Consider the following 21,005-nt stretch of genomic DNA (forward strand, 5'->3'; position numbering starts at 1 on the left):
AGGCAAGGTTGTTGCGCACAGGGATCCGATGCCATTGATTGCAGAGGGGTTTTCCCGAAATCGTAAACAGCGCCGCGAGCGACTGGCTGGGCGAGATCGGTGCCGGGGCCACGGCTTACTCAAGTAATCCGGCACCCGGTGCACGATCCGCCAGACAACCCGCTCGAGCCATGAGCACGTTCTTCGCACAATCAAGGTGCCGACAGCGGTTGGCAGCGGAGGAAGTGCACATGGCAACGCTCATCGGAATCGTCAGTAAGGTCATCGGTCAGGTGTTCGCGGTTGCGAGCGACGGCACCCGGCGTGCTTTGGTCGAGGGGGACCGGCTGTTCGCTGGCGACCAACTGACCACTGGCGCTGAAGGCGCGGTGGCGGTGCATCTGCAAAATGGCCAGGAACTGACCCTCGGGCGCGACAGCAGCATGCAGATGACACCGCAGTTGCTCGCCAATCAGATTCCCCATGTGGACTCACCTGAAGCCCTGACGCCGAGCGAAGCGCAACTGACCGATGTCGAACAGCTGCAAAAAGCCATCGCGGCGGGCGACGACCCGACCCAAACCGCCGAAGCCACCGCTGCCGGGCCCGCCACGACTACCGGTGTACCGGGTGGCATCCCGGGCAGTGGCCATAGTTTCGTCATGCTCGAGGAAGTGGGTGGGCGAGTTGATCCGGTCATCGGCTTCCCCACTGCCGGGTTCAATGGCATTCCCGAACTTCCCGAAGAACGCCTGAACGCTAATCCGGACAATGCTGTAGCGGAGCAAGCCCCTGTTGTGCCGCCGGTGGTTGCGCAGGTGCCGAACAATCCGGTCACTTTCGAAGACCTGTCGGAACAGAACGGCGAGCGGACTGTCAACGAGGCCAACCTGGCCGATGGTTCGGCGAGGAACGAAGGCTTACTGACGCGAAGCGGCACCTTCACCATCAATGCGCCAGACGGGCTGAGCAGCCTCAGCATCGGCGCGATCAACTTGATCAGCGGCGGCGTTGCGGCAGGTTTCCCGCAGTCGCTAACCTCCCCGTTGGGCGGCACGCTGACCGTCACCGGTTTCGACCCGGCCACGGGCGTGGTCAGTTACAGCTACACCCTCAACCGTGCCGAATCCCACGCGAGTGGCGAGGGTGCCAATAGTCTTGTCGAACACGTCACCGTGGTGGCCAGCGACAGCAATGGCGACAGCACTACCGGCACAGTGACAATCAACATCATCGACGACGTACCGCAAGCAGTCGATGACAACAATGGCACCGCCTCGGAAACCCTGCTGACCCTCAATGGCAACGTGCTGGGCAACGACGTGCAAGGCGCCGACCGCGTGACGGTTGGGGAGAATAGCGGCCCCATCACCCCCGGCACCTTCACCGGCACCTACGGCACTTTGGTGCTCAATGCCAACGGCACCTACACCTATACCCTCAACACCAGCGATGCCGATTTCAAGGCGTTGCACGGCGGTGGCAACGGCACCGAAACCTTCACCTACACCCTTACCGATTCGGACGGCGACAGCAGCACCGCGAACCTGGTGCTGCAGATCCACAACAACGATGACCCGATCACAATTGGCGGTTTGAATGCCGGGGGCGGCGAGTTGACCGTCTTCGAGAAAAACCTCAGCGACGGCAGCAACCCGGATGCACCGGCGCTGACCCAGAGCGGCACCTTCACCGTGACTGCCCTCGACGGTGTAACCACCCTGACCGTGGGCGGTATCGCCGTGGTCACCGCTGGTGTGGCCGCCGGCTTCCCGCAATCGATCACCACCCCACTGGGCAGCACGCTCACGATCACCGGCTTCAACGCGGCGACCGGCGTGGTGAGCTACAGCTACACCCTCAATGACAACGAAGCCCACTCGACCGCCAACGGCGCCAACACGTTGCCCGAACAGCTCGCCGTGACCGTGGTGGATGACAACGGCACCACTGCCACGGGCAACCTCGACGTGAACATCGTCGACGACCTACCCAACGCCGTGGGCGACAGCAATGGCACCGCTTCGGAAACCCTGCTGACGTTGAACGGCAACGTACTGAGCAACGACGTGCAAGGCGCCGACCGCGTGACGGTTGGTGAAAATGCCGGACCGGTCACCCCCGGCACCTTCACCGGCACCTACGGCACTTTGGTGCTGAATGCCAATGGCACTTACACCTACACGCTGAACACCAGCGATGCCGATTTCAAGGCGTTGCACGGCGGTGGCAACGGCACCGAAACCTTCACCTACACCCTTACCGATTCGGACGGCGACAGCAGCACCGCGAACCTGGTGCTGCAGATCCACAACAACGATGACCCGATCACGATTGGCGGTTTGAATGTCGGGGGCGGCGAGTTGACCGTCTTCGAGAAAAATCTCAGCGACGGCAGCAACCCGGATGCACCAGCCCTGACCCAGAGCGGCACCTTCACCGTGACTGCCCTCGACGGTGTAACCACCCTGACCGTGGGCGGTATCGCCGTGGTCACCGCTGGTGTGGCCGCCGGCTTCCCGCAATCGATCACCACCCCGCTGGGCAGCACGCTCACGATCACCGGCTTCAACGCGGCGACCGGCGTGGTGAGCTACAGCTACACCCTCAATGACAACGAAGCCCACTCGACCGCCAACGGCGCCAACACCTTGCCCGAACAGTTCGCCGTGACCGTGGTGGATGACAACGGCACCACTGCCACGGGCAACCTCGACGTGAACATCGTCGACGACCTACCCAACGCCGTGGGCGACAGCAATGGCACCGCTTCGGAAACCCTGCTGACGTTGAACGGCAACGTGCTGAGCAACGACGTGCAAGGCGCCGACCGGGTAACGGTTGGTGAAAATGCCGGACCGGTCACCCCCGGCACCTTCACCGGCACCTACGGCACTTTGGTGCTCAATGCCAACGGCACTTACACCTATACCCTCAACACCAGCGATGCCGATTTCAAGGCGTTGCACGGCGGTGGCAACGGCACCGAAACCTTCACCTACACCCTTACCGATTCGGACGGCGACAGCAGCACCGCGAACCTGGTGCTGCAGATCCACAACAACGATGACCCGATCACGATTGGCGGTTTGAATGCCGGGGGCGGCGAGTTGACCGTCTACGAGAAAAACCTCAGCGACGGCAGCAACCCGGATGCACCGGCGCTGACCCAGAACGGCACTTTCACCGTGACTGCCCTCGACGGCGTGACGACCCTGACCGTGGGCGGCATCGCCGTGGTCACCGCTGGTGTGGCCGCCGGCTTCCCGCAATCGATCACCACCCCGCTGGGCAGCACCCTGACCATCACCGGCTTCAACGCGGCGACCGGCGTGGTGAGCTACAGTTACACACTGGTCGATAACGAAGCCCACTCGACCGCCAACGGCGCCAACACCTTGCCCGAACAGTTCGCCGTGACCGTGGTGGATGACAACGGCACCACTGCCACGGGCAACCTCGACGTGAACATCGTCGACGACCTACCCAACGCCGTGGGCGACAGCAATGGCACCGCTTCGGAAACCCTGCTGACGTTGAACGGCAACGTACTGAGCAACGACGTGCAAGGCGCCGACCGGGTGACGGTTGGTGAAAATGCCGGACCGGTCACCCCCGGCACATTCACCGGCACCTACGGCACTTTGGTGCTGAATGCCAACGGCACCTACACCTATACCCTCAACACCAGCGATGCCGATTTCAAGGCGTTGCACGGCGGTGGCGACGGCACCGAAACCTTCACCTACACCCTTACCGATTCGGACGGCGACAGCAGCACCGCGAACCTGGTGCTGCAGATCCACAACAACGATGACCCGATCACGATTGGCGGTTTGAATGTCGGGGGCGGCGAGCTCACCGTCTTCGAGAAAAACCTCAGCGACGGCAGCAACCCGGATGCACCAGCCCTGACCCAGAACGGCACCTTCACCGTCACGGCCCTCGACGGCGTGACGACCCTGACCGTGGGCGGCATCGCCGTGGTCACCGCTGGCGTGGCCGCCGGCTTCCCGCAATCGATCACTACGCCGCTGGGTAGCACCCTGACCATCACCGGCTTCAACGCGGCGACCGGCGTGGTCAGCTACAGCTACACACTGGTCGATAACGAAGCCCACCCAACTGCCAATGGTGCCAACTCACTCCCTGAGCAGTTCGCCGTCACCGTGGTCGACGACAACGGCACCACCGCCACCGGTTCACTCGACGTCAACATCGTCGACGACCTGCCCAACGCCGTGTACGACAGCAACGCCAGTACCGCTTCGGAAACCCTGCTGACCCTCAACGGCAACGTACTGAGCAACGACGTGCAAGGCGCCGACCGCGTGACGGTTGGTGAAAATGCCGGCCCGATCACCCCCGGTACCTTCACCGGCACCTACGGCACTTTGGTGCTCAATGCCAACGGCACCTACACCTATACCCTCAACACCAGCGATGCCGATTTCAAGGCATTGCACGGCGGCGGCAATGGCACCGAAACCTTCACCTACACCCTCACCGATTCGGACGGCGACAGCAGCACCGCGAACCTGGTGCTGCAGATCCACAACAACGATGACCCGATCACGATTGGCGGTTTGAATGTCGGGGGCGGCGAGCTCACCGTCTTCGAGAAAAACCTCAGCGACGGCAGCAACCCGGATGCACCAGCCCTGACCCAGAGCGGCACTTTCACCGTCACGGCCCTCGACGGTGTAACCACCCTGACCGTGGGCGGTATCGCCGTGGTCACCGCTGGTGTGGCCGCCGGCTTCCCGCAATCGATCACCACCCCGCTGGGCAGCACGCTCACGATCACCGGCTTCAACGCGGCGACCGGCGTGGTGAGCTACAGCTACACCCTCAATGACAACGAAGCCCACTCGACCGCCAACGGCGCCAACACCTTGCCCGAACAGTTCGCCGTGACCGTGGTGGATGACAACGGCACCACTGCCACGGGCAACCTCGACGTGAACATCGTCGACGACCTACCCAACGCCGTGGGCGACAGCAATGGCACCGCTTCGGAAACCCTGCTGACGTTGAACGGCAACGTACTGAGCAACGACGTGCAAGGCGCCGACCGGGTGACGGTTGGTGAAAATGCCGGACCGGTCACCCCCGGCACCTTCACCGGCACCTACGGCACTTTGGTGCTGAATGCCAACGGCACCTACACCTATACCCTCAACACCAGCGATGCCGATTTCAAGGCATTGCACGGCGGCGGCAATGGCACCGAAACCTTCACCTATACGCTGACCGACGCCGACGGCGACAGCAGCACCGCGAACCTGGTGCTGCAGATCCACAACAACGACGATCCGGTGGTCATCAACGGCCTCAACGTGTATGGCGGTGAACTGACGGTCTACGAGAAAAACCTCAGCGACGGCAGCAACCCGGATGCACCAGCCCTGACCCAGAGCGGCACTTTCACCGTCACGGCCCTCGACGGTGTAACCACCCTGACCGTGGGCGGTATCGCCGTGGTCACCGCTGGTGTGGCCGCCGGCTTCCCGCAATCGATCACCACCCCGCTGGGCAGCACGCTCACGATCACCGGCTTCAACGCGGCGACCGGCGTGGTGAGCTACAGCTACACCCTCAATGACAACGAAGCCCACTCGACCGCCAACGGCGCCAACACCTTGCCCGAACAGTTCGCCGTGACCGTGGTGGATGACAACGGCACCACTGCCACGGGCAACCTCGACGTCAACATCGTCGACGACCTGCCCAAAGCCGTGTACGACAGCAATGCTTCAACGGCCTCGGAAACCCTGCTGACGTTGAACGGCAACGTACTGAGCAACGACGTGCAAGGCGCCGACCGCGTGACGGTTGGTGAAAATGCCGGCCCGATCACCCCCGGTACCTTCACCGGCACCTACGGCACTTTGGTGCTCAATGCCAACGGCACCTACACCTATACCCTCAACACCAGCGATGCCGATTTCAAGGCATTGCACGGCGGCGGCAACGGCACCGAAACCTTCACCTACACCCTCACCGATTCGGACGGCGACAGCAGCACCGCGAACCTGGTGCTGCAGATCCACAACAACGATGACCCGATCACGATTGGCGGTTTGAATGTCGGGGGCGGCGAGCTCACCGTCTTCGAGAAAAACCTCAGCGACGGCAGCAACCCGGATACACCAGCCCTGACCCAGAACGGCACTTTCACCGTCACGGCCCTCGACGGCGTGACGACCCTGACCGTGGGCGGTATCGCCGTGGTCACCGCTGGCGTGGCCGCCGGCTTCCCGCAATCGATCACTACGCCGCTGGGTAGCACCCTGACCATCACCGGCTTCAACGCGGCGACCGGCGTGGTCAGCTACAGCTACACCTTGGTCGATAACGAAGCCCACCCAACTGCCAATGGTGCCAACTCACTCCCTGAGCAGTTCGCCGTCACTGTGGTGGATGACAACGGCACCACCGCCACCGGTTCACTCGACGTCAACATCGTCGACGACCTGCCCAAAGCCGTGTACGACAGCAACGCCAGTACCGCTTCGGAAACCCTGCTGACCCTCAACGGCAACGTACTGAGCAACGACGTGCAAGGCGCCGACCGGGTAACGGTTGGTGAAAATGCCGGACCGGTCACCCCCGGCACCTTCACCGGCACCTACGGCACTTTGGTGCTGAATGCCAACGGCACCTACACCTATACCCTCAACACCAGTGATGCCGATTTCAAGGCGTTGCACGGCGGTGGCGACGGCACCGAAACCTTCACCTATACGCTGACCGACGCCGACGGCGACAGCAGCACCGCGAACCTGGTGCTGCAGATCCACAACAACGACGATCCGCTGGTCATCAACGGCCTCAACGTGTATGGCGGTGAACTGACGGTCTACGAGAAAAACCTCAGCGACGGCAGCAACCCGGATGCCACGGCGCTGACCCAGAACGGCACTTTCACCGTGACGGCCCTCGACGGCGTGACGACCCTGACCGTGGGCGGCATCGCCGTGGTCACCGCTGGTGTGGCGGCGGGCTTCCCGCAATCGATCACTACGCCGCTGGGCAGCACGCTGACCATCACCGGATTCAACGCGGCGACCGGCGTGGTCAGCTACAGCTACACCTTGGTCGATAACGAAGCCCACCCAACTGCCAATGGTGCCAACTCACTCCCTGAGCAGTTCGCCGTCACCGTGGTGGATGACAACGGCACCACCGCCACCGGTTCACTCGACGTCAACATCGTCGACGACCTGCCCAACGCCGTGTACGACAGCAACGCCAGTACCGCTTCGGAAACCCTGCTGACCCTCAACGGCAACGTACTGAGCAACGACGTGCAAGGCGCCGACCGCGTGACGGTTGGGGAAAATAGCGGCCCGATCACCCCCGGGACCTTCACCGGCATCTACGGCACCCTGGTGCTGAATGCCAACGGCACTTACACCTATACCCTCAACACCAGCGATGCCGATTTCAAAGCCCTGCACGGCGGCGGCAATGGCACCGAAACCTTCACCTATACGCTGACCGACGCCGACGGCGACAGCAGCACCGCGAACCTGGTGCTGCAGATCCACAACAACGATGACCCGATCACGATTGGCGGTTTGAATGTCGGGGGCGGCGAGCTCACCGTCTTCGAGAAAAACCTCAGCGACGGCAGCAACCCGGATGCACCAGCCCTGACCCAGAGCGGCACTTTCACCGTCACGGCCCTCGACGGTGTAACCACCCTGACCGTGGGCGGTATCGCCGTGGTCACCGCTGGTGTGGCCGCCGGCTTCCCGCAATCGATCACCACCCCGCTGGGCAGCACGCTCACGATCACCGGCTTCAACGCGGCGACCGGCGTGGTGAGCTACAGCTACACCCTCAATGACAACGAAGCCCACTCGACCGCCAACGGCGCCAACACCTTGCCCGAACAGTTCGCCGTGACCGTGGTGGATGACAACGGCACCACTGCCACGGGCAACCTCGACGTGAACATCGTCGACGACCTACCCAACGCCGTGGGCGACAGCAATGGCACCGCTTCGGAAACCCTGCTGACGTTGAACGGCAACGTACTGAGCAACGACGTGCAAGGCGCCGACCGGGTGACGGTTGGTGAAAATGCCGGACCGGTCACCCCCGGCACCTTCACCGGCACCTACGGCACTTTGGTGCTGAATGCCAACGGCACCTACACCTATACCCTCAACACCAGCGATGCCGATTTCAAGGCATTGCACGGCGGCGGCAATGGCACCGAAACCTTCACCTATACGCTGACCGACGCCGACGGCGACAGCAGCACCGCGAACCTGGTGCTGCAGATCCACAACAACGATGACCCAGTAATCCTCAACGGCCTCAACGTGTATGGCGGTGAACTGACGGTCTACGAGAAAAACCTCAGCGACGGCAGCAACCCGGATGCCACGGCGCTGACCCAGAACGGCACTTTCACCGTGACGGCCCTCGACGGCGTGACGACCCTGACCGTGGGCGGCATCGCCGTGGTCACCGCTGGTGTGGCGGCGGGCTTCCCGCAATCGATCACTACGCCGCTGGGCAGCACGCTGACCATCACCGGATTCAACGCGGCGACCGGCGTGGTGAGCTACAGCTACACACTGGTCGATAACGAAGCCCACCCGACCGCCAACGGCGCCAACACCTTGCCCGAACAGTTCGCCGTCACTGTGGTGGATGACAACGGCACCACTGCCACGGGCAACCTCGACGTCAACATCGTCGACGACCTGCCCAAAGCCGTGTACGACAGCAACGCCAGTACCGCTTCGGAAACCCTGCTGACGTTGAACGGCAACGTGCTGAGCAACGACGTGCAAGGCGCCGACCGCGTGACGGTTGGTGAAAATGCCGGCCCGATCACCCCCGGTACCTTCACCGGCACCTACGGCACTTTGGTGCTGAATGCCAACGGCACCTACACCTATACCCTCAACACCAGCGATGCCGATTTCAAGGCATTGCACGGCGGCGGCAATGGCACCGAAACCTTCACCTATACGCTGACCGACGCCGACGGCGACAGCAGCACCGCGAACCTGGTGCTGCAGATCCACAACAACGATGACCCAGTAATCCTCAACGGCCTCAACGTGTATGGCGGTGAACTGACGGTCTACGAGAAAAACCTCAGCGACGGCAGCAACCCGGATGCCACGGCGCTGACCCAGAACGGCACCTTCACCGTCACGGCCCTCGACGGCGTGACGACCCTGACCGTGGGCGGCATCGCCGTGGTCACCGCTGGTGTGGCCGCCGGCTTCCCGCAATCGATCACTACGCCGCTGGGCAGCACCCTGACCATCACCGGCTTCAACGCGGTGACGGGTGTCGTGAGCTACAGCTACACCTTGGTCGATAACGAAGCCCACCCAACTGCCAATGGTGCCAACTCACTCCCTGAGCAGTTCGCCGTCACCGTGGTCGACGACAACGGCACCACCGCCACGGGTAACCTCGACGTCAGCATCGTCGATGACCTGCCAAGCGCCAAACCTGACTCGTCGTCGGTAGTGGAGGGCGGCAGCGTCAACATCAGTGTGCTGGGCAACGACGTCAGCGGCGCCGATGGTCCGGCGACAGTGGTCGGCGTACGTGCCGGCGGCAATACCTTGACCTCGGCCATTGGTGGGCTGGGTAGCCAGATCAACGGTACCTATGGCTACCTGACCCTCGATGCCAACGGCAACGCGGTGTATCACAGCAACCAGAATTCCGTCGGCGATCTTGGGGCCACGGATACGTTCACCTACACCGTGCGTGATTCCGATGGCGATGAAAGCACCACCACCATCACCATCGACGTCGCCAACAGCACGATCAAGGCCAACCCCGACAGCGACGTGACGGTCTATGAAAAAGCCCTCGACCTGAGTCAGGGCGGGCAGGACCTGGCCGCTGGTACGGTCACCGGCAGTGACCCGGGCAATACGGGCGAAACCGCGTCCGGGACCCTGGTCGGTTCGGTCTCGGGTGCCAGTGGCGCGCTCACCTACACCCTGGTTGGCAGCGCCATCGGCACCTACGGGCAGATCCTGATCAACCCCGACGGTAGCTACACCTACACCCTGACCTCGGCACCGAAAACCTCGCCGAACGCCAACGACGGGCCGAACAGCCTGAGTGAAAGCTTCACCTACAAAGCCACCGATGCGCTGGGTAACAGCAGCACCAGCACCATCGTGGTCAGCATCGTCGATGATGTTCCCAAGGCGGTGGCAACGGATCGCTCGGTGGCGGCGGTGGAGATCGATTCCAACCTGCTGATCGTGCTCGACGTCTCCGGCAGCATGGCCGACCCTTCCGGCGTGTTGGACGCGTCGGGCGCGAGCCTGTCACGCCTGGCCCTGGCCAAGCAGGCCATCAGTGCCTTGCTGGATAAATACGACGACCTGGGCGATGTGAAAGTGCAGCTCGTCACCTTCAGCAGCAGCGCCACCGACATGACCTCGGTGTGGGTGGATGTCGCGACCGCCAAGACACTGCTGGCCGGCCTCACCGCGAACGGCGGCACCAACTACGACGCGGCCGTGGCGACCATGCAGACTGCGTTCAACACCTCGGGCAAACTCACCGGTGCGCAAAACGTCGGCTACTTCTTCTCCGACGGCAAGCCCACCACCGATCAGGAAATCGGCACCGCCGACGAGACCGCGCTGAAAACCTTCCTCGATGCCAACAACATCAAGAACTACGCGATTGGCCTGGGCAGCGGCGTGAGCAACGCCAACCTCAATCCACTGGCCTATGACGGCAGCAGCCATACCGACACCAATGCGGTGGTGGTGACCGACCTCAACCAGCTCAACTCGGTGCTGTCCGGCACGGTGATCGGCGCACCGGTGACCGGTTCACTGCTGGGCGAAGGTGGCACATTCGGCGCCGATGGCGGCTTCATCAAGACCATCACGGTGGATGGCACCACCTACACCTACGATCCAAGCGGCAACAGCAATCAGGGCTTGCTGAGCTTCAGCGGCGGGCTCAACCACGGCACGTTCAACACCGTGGACAACACGTTGAGCATTTCCACCAACAACAGCGGCACCCTGCAGATCAATCTCGATACCGGTGAATACGCCTACATTTCGCAGAAAACCACGTCGGTGTTGATTACCGAAAACATCGGATTCACCGCCAGCGACAACGATGGCGACCTGGCCAGCTCCACCCTGACGGTCAAAGTCATACCGAACGCACCGCCAGTGGCGGCTGATGATAACGTCATCACCAACGTGCTCTCGGGCACTGTCGTGGTGCCGGGCGAACTGTTGCTGGCCAACGACACCGACCCCAACGGCGATCAACTCTCGGCGACACCGACTTCGTTCAACACCGGCTGGATCGCCGGGGACGCGGACTTCACTGGAACCGGCGCGATCAGCTTCGCCGGTCAAAACAACAATCCCGCCAACAAGAGTCTGGCCAACGTGCGCAGCGCCTTTGAGGCCAACGCGGCGACCATGACGGCGCTGCTGGTGGTCAGTGGCTATCTTGGCGCGGCGAACAACTCCAATGGCAACAATGAAGACCTCATCACGGTCAAGCTGAAACAGGGTGAGACGCTCAACCTCGATCACAACCTGGACCCTGGGCACATCACGATGGAGTATTCGCTCAACGGTGGGGGGTTCGTAAGCATCGCCGATGGCGGCACCATCACCGCAAGTGCGGATGGCACTTACCAGATCCACCTGACCAACATCACCAACACCAGTGGCAGCGATACGAATTCGGCGGAAAACTATCAGCTGACCATGACCGTAAACTACGCCGGAGCACAGGCCGTCATCACGGACTACCACGGCACCTACACCGCCAACGACAACCACGGCGGCAGCGACTCGGCCAACCTGACCATCAGCTATCAGGAAGGCCACACCCTTACCGGCACCAGTGGGGATGACGTACTGGTGGCGGGCACGGGCAACAACATTATCAATGCCGGCGACGGCAACGATGTGCTCACTGCCGGTTCCGGCAACAACGAGCTGCATGGCGGCGCCGGCAACGATCTGCTCTTCAGCGGCCAGGGCAATGACATCCTCGATGGCGGCACGGGCATCGACACGGCCAGTTACGCCCATGCCAGCGCCGGGGTGACTGTCGACCTCAGCCTGCTCACTGCGCAGAACACCCTGGGCGCGGGCTCGGACACCCTGACCGGTATCGAAAACCTCACCGGCTCGAACTTCAACGACACCCTGACTGGAGGCAACACCAACAACGTGATCAACGGCGGCCTGGGCAACGATATCCTCAACGGCGGAGGCGGGGATGACTTGCTGATCGGTGGCCTGGGCAACAACACCCTCACCGGCGGGGCGGGGACCGATACCTTCCAGTGGCTCAAGGGCAACAGTGGCCATGACGTGATCACCGATTTCACGCCCGGCACCGACAAGCTCGACCTGTCGCAACTGCTGCAAGGGGAAAACGGCACCACGGCTTCGCTGGATGACTACCTGCACTTCACCGTCATCGGCAGCGGGCCGTCGACAGTGACCAGCATCGACGTCAGCGCCATGGCCGGCGCCGCGCCGAACCAGACCATCGACCTGGCCGGCGTCGACCTGGCCAGCCACTACGGTGTTACGCCGGGGGCGGGTGGGGTGATCGCGGGCGGGCATGACACAGCGACCATTATCAACGGCATGCTCAATGATCATTCGTTGAAGGTGGATACGGTGTGAACTGAAACCTGCCAAAAAACCCGCCACCCCGGGAAGGGGGCGGGTTTTTTTTGCCCGGGACAAAGGTCGATGTCCGGTCAGGGGTTACTGACCCTCGATGTACCCATTATCACATTGGCTCTGGCGTCCCGATCAATCGACCCATGGCCCCGAATATTCCCAACTCCCTGATTACCTCCAGTTCCCCACGGGTCTCGACCATTTCCGCAATCAGCGGCAAATCAATGCTGTGGGTCGCGCGGAAGATCGCGTCGATGAACAGCCGCTTGTCAGGCTGCTCGTCGATGTTGCGAATGTAGGCCCCATCGATTTTCAGGTACGCCAGGCCCAATTGGGTCAGGTTGCCGATCTGACTGAAGCGCCCGCCAAAGTGTTGCAGGCCGATTCGGTAACCGGTCTTGAGCAATGAGCTGCAAAGGTTTTGCAGCACTTCGGGGGAAGGCAACTGGCGTTCGTCGATTTCCAGGATCAGCAACGGCGCCAGTTCCGGCAGGGAGTCGAGCAGATCGAGGATTGTTCGCCATTGCACCGGATCGCGCAGGGTGCTCCCGTACAGGCTCAGTGCCAAAGGCCTGCGGTTGACCACCAGGTCGTCCAGCGTGGCTTCGAGCATCGCCAGGTCGAACCGTCCCGACCAGCCGAGACGCTCGATCCACGGCAGGAAATGCCCGGCGGCAATCGCCTCGCCCTGCGGGTCGAGCAGGCGTGCGAGCACTTTGTGATGCAGCACCTGGCGGGTGTCGGTGCATTGCACGACGGGCTGGAAGTACAACTGCATTTTGCCTTCGGTCAAGGCATCGTCGATCCAGGTGCGCCAGTCGTGCTGGGAGTGATTCGGTGCCGTATCACGATGACTCAAATGGACCCAGGGGCGTTCGGGATGTTGCCGCGACTCCGTCAGCGCCTGATCAAGGCGCAGGAGTACGGTGCTGATCGGCTCACCGGGGCGGTAGGCGACAACGCCCAGATGGGCGACCGGCATGCAATCGCTGGCACCGGTCAGGCGCAGGTTCTCCAGGCTGACGCTGACATCGGCAGCCAGGCGCGCGGCACTTTCAGCATCCAGGCCCGGTGTCAGCAGGCTGAATTCGCCGCCACGATTGCGCGCCGCCAGCCAGGTTCGACGCTCCGGCAATTGAGTCAGGCGCTTGAGCAATTCGCCGACGGCAGTGATCAGCGCGTCAGTCCGTTGGCCACCCAGGCGTTGATTGAGGCCGTTCAGGTCGTTGATTCGCAACATCAGCAAATGGCCATCTCGGCTCTGTTCGCACACGCGTAAATGGTCGGCCAGTTGCTCGTCGAACAGGCGTCGGTTGGCCAGGCCGGTGAGGCTGTCCAGATAGGATTCGGCCCGCAGTTTTTCGCTGCGCGCAGCCTCCTCGACGAACAGCGCCTTGAGCTTCTCGACCATCTGGTTCATCGCCAGCACCACCCGTTTCAGTTCCGGTGTGCGTGGCAGTTTCGGCAGGCTGATAAACTCGCGTTTGCTGATGGCCTCGGCTTGTCGGACCATGCTGTCGAGTGGGCGAAATTGCCGGCGCAGCATCCATCCTCCAATCACGGCGCTGAACAGCCCGCACAACAGCAACCAGATCAGGCTGCCGAGGGTGCCGTCCCAGAGCTTGGCCAGGGCGAATTGCGGATTGCTCAGCACTTCGACCCGTGCCAGTTGTTCCCAGCCGCGCATGATCAAGGCATCGCCACCTTCCGGGCGCAGGTCGACCAGGTTGACGAACCAGTCAGGCACACCCTTGATTTTCGTCGGTGCAGTGCGTTCCACCAGGGTTTGCTGATCTTTGAGCCTGATGACGCGAATGCTGCTGAAATAGCCGCTGTCGAAAATCGAACTGACCATCAGTTCCATCATTGCCGGGTCATCGACCTGTGCCGTCAGCGACAGCCCCAGCGCGGTGGCCGCGTCCTGGGCGTGGGCACGCAGTTGGCTGAGCGTTTGTTCGCGGGAGCTTTCCAGGCTGGCAAAAAAACTGCCGCTGAACGCCACCAGCAGGAACAGACAGATGGCCAGGAACAACTGTTTACGCAGTGTCATGCTTCGCTCCTTGCCAAGGCGGTTAGCCGTCGCCGATGTCGAACCCTTCGGCCTGCATCTTTTTCAACACTTCCTGCCAGCGCGATAGCTTTTTCGAGTCGCCGCTGCGCTGGCCGCCATTCTTGCCCGGCAGGTACAGGCCTTCGGCGTTGAAGGCGTATACCGGTAGCAAGTCTTTGCGTTGGGAGGCGGGGCGGATATCGCCGATCAGGTTGTCCAGCACCAGTGGGTCACTCGTGGGAGTGCTGTAGAACGTCAGCACCATGTGCGCCTGGTTCTGGCTCAAGGCCTTGACGTAGGTGATGCGCAGTTTTTCGCTGGGAATACCGAGCCGGCGCAGGCTGAAATACTTCGCCAGGGCGTAGTCCTCGCAATCGGCGGCGCCCTTGATCAGGGCTTCGACGGGCGTGGCCCAGTAATCGGTCTGTTGCCAGATGCGCGTGTCGTCCTGGAAGTCCAACTGCTGATCGAAGAAGCGGTTCACCGCGTTGAGCTGCTCGCGTTCGGGAGCGCCGCGTGTACTTTGCAGCATTTGACTCCAGGCCTCGATCCGACTTCGTGCCGCTCCGAGCGGGCCGTATTGTTTTTCAACGGTTTGCAGAATCCGCGCAAAATCCCAGTCAGCCCGGACCCCGTTGAATACGGTCAGTAGCAAACCAGCCAGCAGCAACCCGCCGCCGAGCCGAAGTCGGAGCGTTGGCCATCCTGGACTACGCAGACTGCGGGCCATGTCTGGCTGCTCGAGTGTAGGTGGGTGAAGTTTAGGTGGTGTTTTGGGCGCGGGAGGGCAGGTCGTCGGACGGGGCTCGCCACAAAGGGCCAAGGGCGACTTCAGGATTTATGCAGGGTTTTCTGCTTGAGGATGTAGATGGTCACGAGTACTGCACTGGTCAGCATGAAGCACCGTGCCCAAGGCTGCGGTACCAGGTAGCAGGAGAGCAGGATGCTCGCCCACATCAGGCCAATGGCGTAGACCTTGCCCCTGAGCGGAATGCCGTTGCCATCGAGGTAGTCGCGGATCCACGGGCCAAGCCGTGGATGCTCGACCAGCCATTGATAAAAGCGCGGGGAACTGCGGGCGAAGCAGGCGGCCGCCAGTAGCAGGAAAGGGGTGGTGGGCAATACCGGCAGGAAAATCCCGATCACCCCCAGCGCTACGCTCAGCCAGCCGATGGCCAGCAGCACGTAGCGCAACATCAGGGGGCGGTTGCCTATGGGGTTGTCCATAGGCAGAACCTTAGTGGTGGCGAGGCTTGAGAATCGCCGGTTTTTCGTCTGGTGCGTTGCACAGCAGGTACAGCGCGGTCAGGGCTTCCGGGATCTGTACAATCATGTCGTCCATCAGGTTGGCATCTTTGGCGATGTCTTCGAACTCCGGCTGCTCGTCGAACAGGCCCGAACCGACCATGATCGGCAACAGCATTTCGCTGACTTCTTCTTCGGCGCTTTCGAACCAGGCCGCTTCGCGCAGGAATACACCTTCCATGAAGCCGATGCACCAGCCGCGCAGGTCGGAATCATCCGGGTCGTCGCCCAGGTCCAGGTCGCATGGCAGCTCGAACTCTTCATCGGAGGCCAGCTGGCGAGCGATGTGGGCCTTGAGGCCGATCAGCGTGGCTTCGATCTCTTCACGCTGGGCTTCGCCACTGTAATGCGGTTCTTCGGCGAACAGCGCGTCGATCCACTCACGGTCAGGAACGGTTTCGGAACAGATCGACAGCGCGGTGAGGTAACCGTGGGCGGCCACGTAGTCCAGCGCCTCGTCATGCAGTTCATCAGCGTCGAGGAAGACTTGCAGGCGGGTTAGTTGCTCAGCGAAGGACATTAAAGGACTACCTTGGGGAATGTTCGATGCGGGAATTCTAGGCCTTCTTGAGCACTTGGGCCAGCCGCACGGCATATTTGCACCTTTGTGGGAGCGGACTTGCTCCGGGCGGCGTTCCGACGAAGGCGGTGTGCCAGGTTGCATTAATGTCGACTGACACTCCCTCTTCGCGAGCAAGCCCGCTCCCACAGTCCGATTGTGTGAGTCTTATCAGCGGTGCCCTTTGCCGGACGGGGCTCGGGTATACTCGCGCGTTTTGTGATGCCCTGCTGGCGTCACGGCTGAAATGTGAAGCGTCATGCAATGCGCACTTACGATTTATCGGTGCAGCGTCGCGGGTTCTGAACCAGCCTTGCAGGGATGTTTCGGTGATTTTTGGAGTTTCTATGCTCGAACAGGCTCAACGCGTCCTCAAGGACATCTTCGGCTACGACAGTTTCCGTGGCCGCCAGGGTGCAATCATTGAGCGCGTGGCCAGTGGCGGCGATGCCCTGGTCCTGATGCCTACCGGTGGCGGCAAGTCCCTGTGCTTCCAGGTCCCGGCGTTGTTGCGCGAAGGCCTGGCCGTGGTGGTCTCGCCGCTGATCGCACTGATGGACGATCAGGTCGCCACCCTCGAAGAGCTGGGCGTGGCCGCCGCCGCGTTGAACTCCACCCTCAGTGCCGAGCAGCAGCGCGATCTCGCCGTCCGCATCCGCCGCGGTGAAGTGAAAATGCTCTATCTGGCGCCGGAACGTCTGGTCCAGCCGCGCATGCTGTCCTTCCTGCAGGGGCTGGACATCGCCCTGTTCGCCATCGACGAAGCACACTGCGTATCGCAATGGGGCCACGATTTCCGCCCGGAATACCTGCAGCTGGGCCAGTTGGCGGAAATGTTTCCCGACGTGCCGCGCATCGCCCTGACCGCCACGGCCGACAAGCGCACCCGGGAAGAAATCGTCACCCGCCTGCACCTGCAGGACGCCGAGCGCTTCCTGTCGAGCTTCGACCGGCCGAACATCTTTTATCGCATCGTGCCCAAGGAACAACCGCGCAAGCAGTTGCTGGCATTCCTCGCCGAGCGTCGTAGCGATGCGGGCATCGTGTATTGCCTGTCGCGCAAGAAAGTCGAGGAAGTCGCCGCGTTCCTCAGCGAGCAAGGCTTCCCGGCGTTGCCATACCACGCCGGCCTGCCCAACGATCTGCGGGCCTACCATCAGAAACGCTTCCTCAACGAGGAAGGCCTGATCATGGTCGCCACCGTGGCGTTCGGCATGGGCATCGACAAGCCCAATGTGCGTTTCGTCGCGCATCTCGATTTGCCGAAATCCCTTGAGGCCTATTACCAGGAAACCGGTCGTGGCGGCCGTGACGGCCTGCCGGCGGATGCCTGGATGGCCTACGGCCTGCAAGACGTGGTGATGCTCAAGCAGATGTTGCAGAACTCCGAAGGCGACGAGCGTCACAAGCGCCTGGAACAGCACAAGCTCGACGCCATGCTCTCGCTCTGCGAAGAAACCCGCTGCCGTCGGCAAACGCTGCTGGCCTACTTCGACGAAGACATGCCCGAGCCTTGCGGTCATTGCGACAACTGCGTCGACGGCGTGCAGACCTGGGATGCCACCGAGCCGGCGCGTCAGGCGCTGTCGGCGATCTACCGCACCGGTCAGCGTTACGGCGTCGGGCACCTGGTGGATGTATTGCTGGGCAAGGACAACGAAAAAGTCCGCAGCTTCGGCCATCAGCACCTGTCGGTGTATGGAGTTGGCAAGACGATGGCGGAGGGCGAATGGCGTTCATTGTTCCGCCAATTGGTGGCCCGTGGTCTGGCGGACATCGACCTCGAAGGCTACGGCGGCTTGCGCCTGAGCGACAGTTGCCGGCCGCTGCTCAAGGGCGAAGTGACCCTGGAGCTGCGCCGCGATCTCAAGGCGCAAACCGTGGCGAAAAGCAGCAAGAGCCAGGCGAGCCAGCTGGTCCGTGGCGAAGAGCGCGAACAATGGGAAGCCTTGCGCGCCCTGCGTCGCAAGCTCGCCGAAGAACATGGCGTGCCGCCGTACGTCATCTTCCCCGACTCGACCTTGCTGGAGATGCTGCGCAGCCAGCCGACCTCGCTGGCGGAAATGGCCACTGTCAGCGGTGTCGGCGCGCGCAAGCTGGAGCGTTACGGCGAGGCTTTCCTCGAAGTGCTCGGCGGGCAGGTCGAGGCGCCGAAACCGGTGGCCGATGTACGTCACGAACTGATTACGTTGGCGCGGGCCGGCATGACACCGGTACAGATCGCCGGTCAGTTGCAGTGCTCGGAAAAGAATGTCTACACCATGCTGGCTGAAGCGATCGGCAAGCAGCAGTTGTCGTTGGAGCAGGCGCTGGATCTGCCTGAAGACCTGATGGGTGAAGTGCAGGACGCCTTCCTCGACGGCGAAGGCGAGTTGCCGCCGGTTTCCGAGATCGCCGCACTGTTCGCAGGCAGGGTGCCGGAAGGGGTGTTGTACTGCGTTCGGGCGGCCTTGCAGTCGGAATTCGAGATTTGAGACATCTGCAGTGCTGATGTAACGATTCACTACAGATCAAGCCTTGCCTCAAATCGAGGCTCATGCTTAGCTGACTAATAATTAGTTTTTATTTATTTCAGTCTAATCATGAGTGTTTTATGCCGTTAACCGATCAACACCGCTTTGGCATGCAATTGGCCCAGATGTCCCGTGGCTGGCGTGCCGAACTGGACCGCCGACTGGCGGGCATGGGCTTGTCCCAGGCACGCTGGCTGGTGCTGCTGCACCTGGCCCGTTTCGAAGAAGCACCGACCCAGCGTGAGCTGGCACAAAGCGTCGGCGTCGAAGGCCCGACCCTGGCCCGCTTGCTCGACAGCCTGGAAAGCCAGGGCCTGGTGCAACGCCAGGCAGTGCTGGAAGACCGTCGGGCGAAGAAAATTGTGCTCTGCGCGCCGGCGCGTCCCCTGATCGAACAAATTGAAACCATTGCCACGCAACTGCGTCACGAACTGTTCGAAGGCGTTGATGAGGCGGATTTGAAGGTGTGCATGCGGGTTCACGGGCACATCCTGGGTAACCTTGAAAAGTCTTGAGGCATAACCGAACGCCAGGTTTATGAGAGACCGCATCGGGCAGACTATAAGAACTACTCGGCAATATCGTGTTCGTAACGGATGTACGAACCCGTGCGGATGGTTTCTGTAGATCTCAAGGATGCTCATGCTCAAGTGTTGGCGATTGGTTTTACGCGGTGGTTCTCAGTGGTTGCTGGCCGGGGCTGCTGTCACATACTCGGCATGGGCGCCTGCGCTGGGCCTGGGTGAAATCACCCTGCATTCGGCGCTGAATCAACCGCTGCGTGCCGATATCACAATGGTGGATACCGCCGGCCTGGAGGAAAACCAGCTGTCGGTGAGCCTGGCAACGGCAGACGAGTTCAGCCGTGCCGGGGTCGACCGGGCATTTTTCCTCAACGACCTGAAGTTCACTCCGGTGCTGCGCGGTAATCGCCGCGTGATCCAGGTGACCTCCGCCAAGCCGGTCAATGAACCCTTCCTGAATTTCCTTGTGCAGCTCAATCAGCCGAATGGGCGATTGTTGCGCGAGTACACGGTTTTGATCGATCCGCCGGGTGCGCCAGGGGTTGTTCCCGCCGCCGATGAAGCGGTTTCCATCTCCCCGGCGTCCGCATTTCCCCGTGTTCAACCGGTCCTGGCGCCGTCACCCGTGGTCAAGGCACCGCCAGAAACGGACGTCGCCGTTGTTGATCCCGCTATCGAACAACTGGCCGCCAGCACCCTGCAAAACCACGAGTTGCAAACCACGGTCGATGAGCTCAACGCGAAGCTTCAAGGCCAGGATGAGTTGATCGCCAGCCAGAAAAAACAGTTGGCCGAACTGCACACCCAACTGGCGGAGCTCAAGAAGGTAAAGGCTCAACCCATTGCCTCCGACGCAGTGCCGCCAGCCCCCGCCATTGCTGAAAAAACCGGGTTTGGCTGGCTGCCGATTGCCGGTATGTCGGCGCTGATAGCGTTGCTGGCGCTGGGCTGGTTTGTTCGCCGCCGGCGCCAGCAACATCAGGCCGCAGCTTCAGAGGCGCTGCCGTCGCAGCCGGAACCGCTGGCGGAGCTTTATGCCGAGCCAGTGACGTGGCCCACCGTCAGGCAACCCGTCGCGGTACCGGCCAACGATGAGCTTGAGTGGGTCGACAGCAGTCGTTCCACCTCGGTCGCTGCTGCCGTGGCGGTGGTTCCGGGTTTGGCGATGTCCGGTGAATCCGCCATTGATGATGAGTACCGGCTCAACCTGGAGGAGTTCTCCTTGGCGTCGAGTTGGGACCTGATCAGCCCCAGCGGGAACCCGCAGCCGGCTGCTCCGGCCATGATCGAGCCAGAGTTCGAGTTGGAAACGCCATTCGCTCCGCCGTCTCGACAGTCACCGGTCGGGCTATCATAGCGGCGTCGTCAAACTCTGGAGTCAGGCCCCAT

General features: G+C 61.9%; 8 protein-coding genes. 4 read left to right on the forward strand and 4 right to left on the reverse strand.

Features of this window, described 5'->3' with window-relative positions:
- Positions 1–230 precede the first annotated feature (230 nt).
- Complete coding sequence (locus tag ACMDB8_RS06720) at positions 231–12,665, forward strand: retention module-containing protein (RefSeq protein WP_413966568.1); 12,435 nt, start codon at positions 231–233, stop codon at positions 12,663–12,665.
- A gap of 109 nt (positions 12,666–12,774) precedes the next feature.
- Here the strand turns inward: ACMDB8_RS06720 and lapD are convergent, their stop codons facing one another.
- From lapD to ACMDB8_RS06740, 4 genes are all read right to left on the reverse strand, one after another.
- Positions 12,775–14,715 (reverse strand): cyclic di-GMP receptor LapD, encoded by a 1,941-nt coding sequence (gene lapD / locus ACMDB8_RS06725; protein WP_409078512.1) that lies wholly within the window; start codon positions 14,713–14,715, stop codon positions 12,775–12,777.
- 22 nt (positions 14,716–14,737) lie between these two features.
- Positions 14,738–15,445: a cysteine protease LapG gene (gene lapG, locus ACMDB8_RS06730; RefSeq protein WP_056721447.1), complete on the reverse strand. Its 708-nt coding sequence runs from the start codon at positions 15,443–15,445 to the stop codon at positions 14,738–14,740.
- Between the two features lie 101 nt (positions 15,446–15,546).
- On the reverse strand, positions 15,547–15,942 hold the full coding sequence (locus ACMDB8_RS06735) for a YbaN family protein (protein ID WP_409078511.1): 396 nt from the start codon (positions 15,940–15,942) through the stop codon (positions 15,547–15,549).
- A 10-nt stretch (positions 15,943–15,952) separates the two neighbouring features.
- Positions 15,953–16,540 carry a YecA family protein gene (locus ACMDB8_RS06740; RefSeq protein ID WP_056721450.1) on the reverse strand — a complete coding sequence of 196 codons (588 nt, stop codon included), beginning with the start codon at positions 16,538–16,540 and terminating at the stop codon, positions 15,953–15,955.
- Positions 16,541–16,926: 386 nt separating this feature from the next.
- Between ACMDB8_RS06740 and recQ the strand changes: the two genes are divergently transcribed.
- The 3 genes from recQ to ACMDB8_RS06755 all read left to right on the forward strand — a co-directional run bounded on the left by recQ (position 16,927) and on the right by ACMDB8_RS06755 (position 20,973).
- Entirely contained in the window at positions 16,927–19,053 is a 2,127-nt protein-coding gene (recQ, locus tag ACMDB8_RS06745) for a DNA helicase RecQ (protein WP_056721452.1), read from the forward strand.
- Positions 19,054–19,172: 119 nt separating this feature from the next.
- Positions 19,173–19,607, forward strand: coding sequence for a MarR family transcriptional regulator (locus ACMDB8_RS06750; RefSeq protein WP_007984163.1), 435 nt, complete (start codon positions 19,173–19,175; stop codon positions 19,605–19,607).
- Positions 19,608–19,734: 127 nt separating this feature from the next.
- Positions 19,735–20,973, forward strand: a complete 1,239-nt coding sequence (locus tag ACMDB8_RS06755; protein ID WP_409078510.1) for a type IV pilus assembly protein FimV — start codon at positions 19,735–19,737, stop codon at positions 20,971–20,973.
- Positions 20,974–21,005 lie beyond the last annotated feature (32 nt).

Source organism: Pseudomonas monachiensis (genome assembly GCF_047345015.1).
In the GTDB taxonomy this organism is placed as follows: Bacteria; Pseudomonadota; Gammaproteobacteria; order Pseudomonadales; family Pseudomonadaceae; genus Aquipseudomonas; species Aquipseudomonas monachiensis.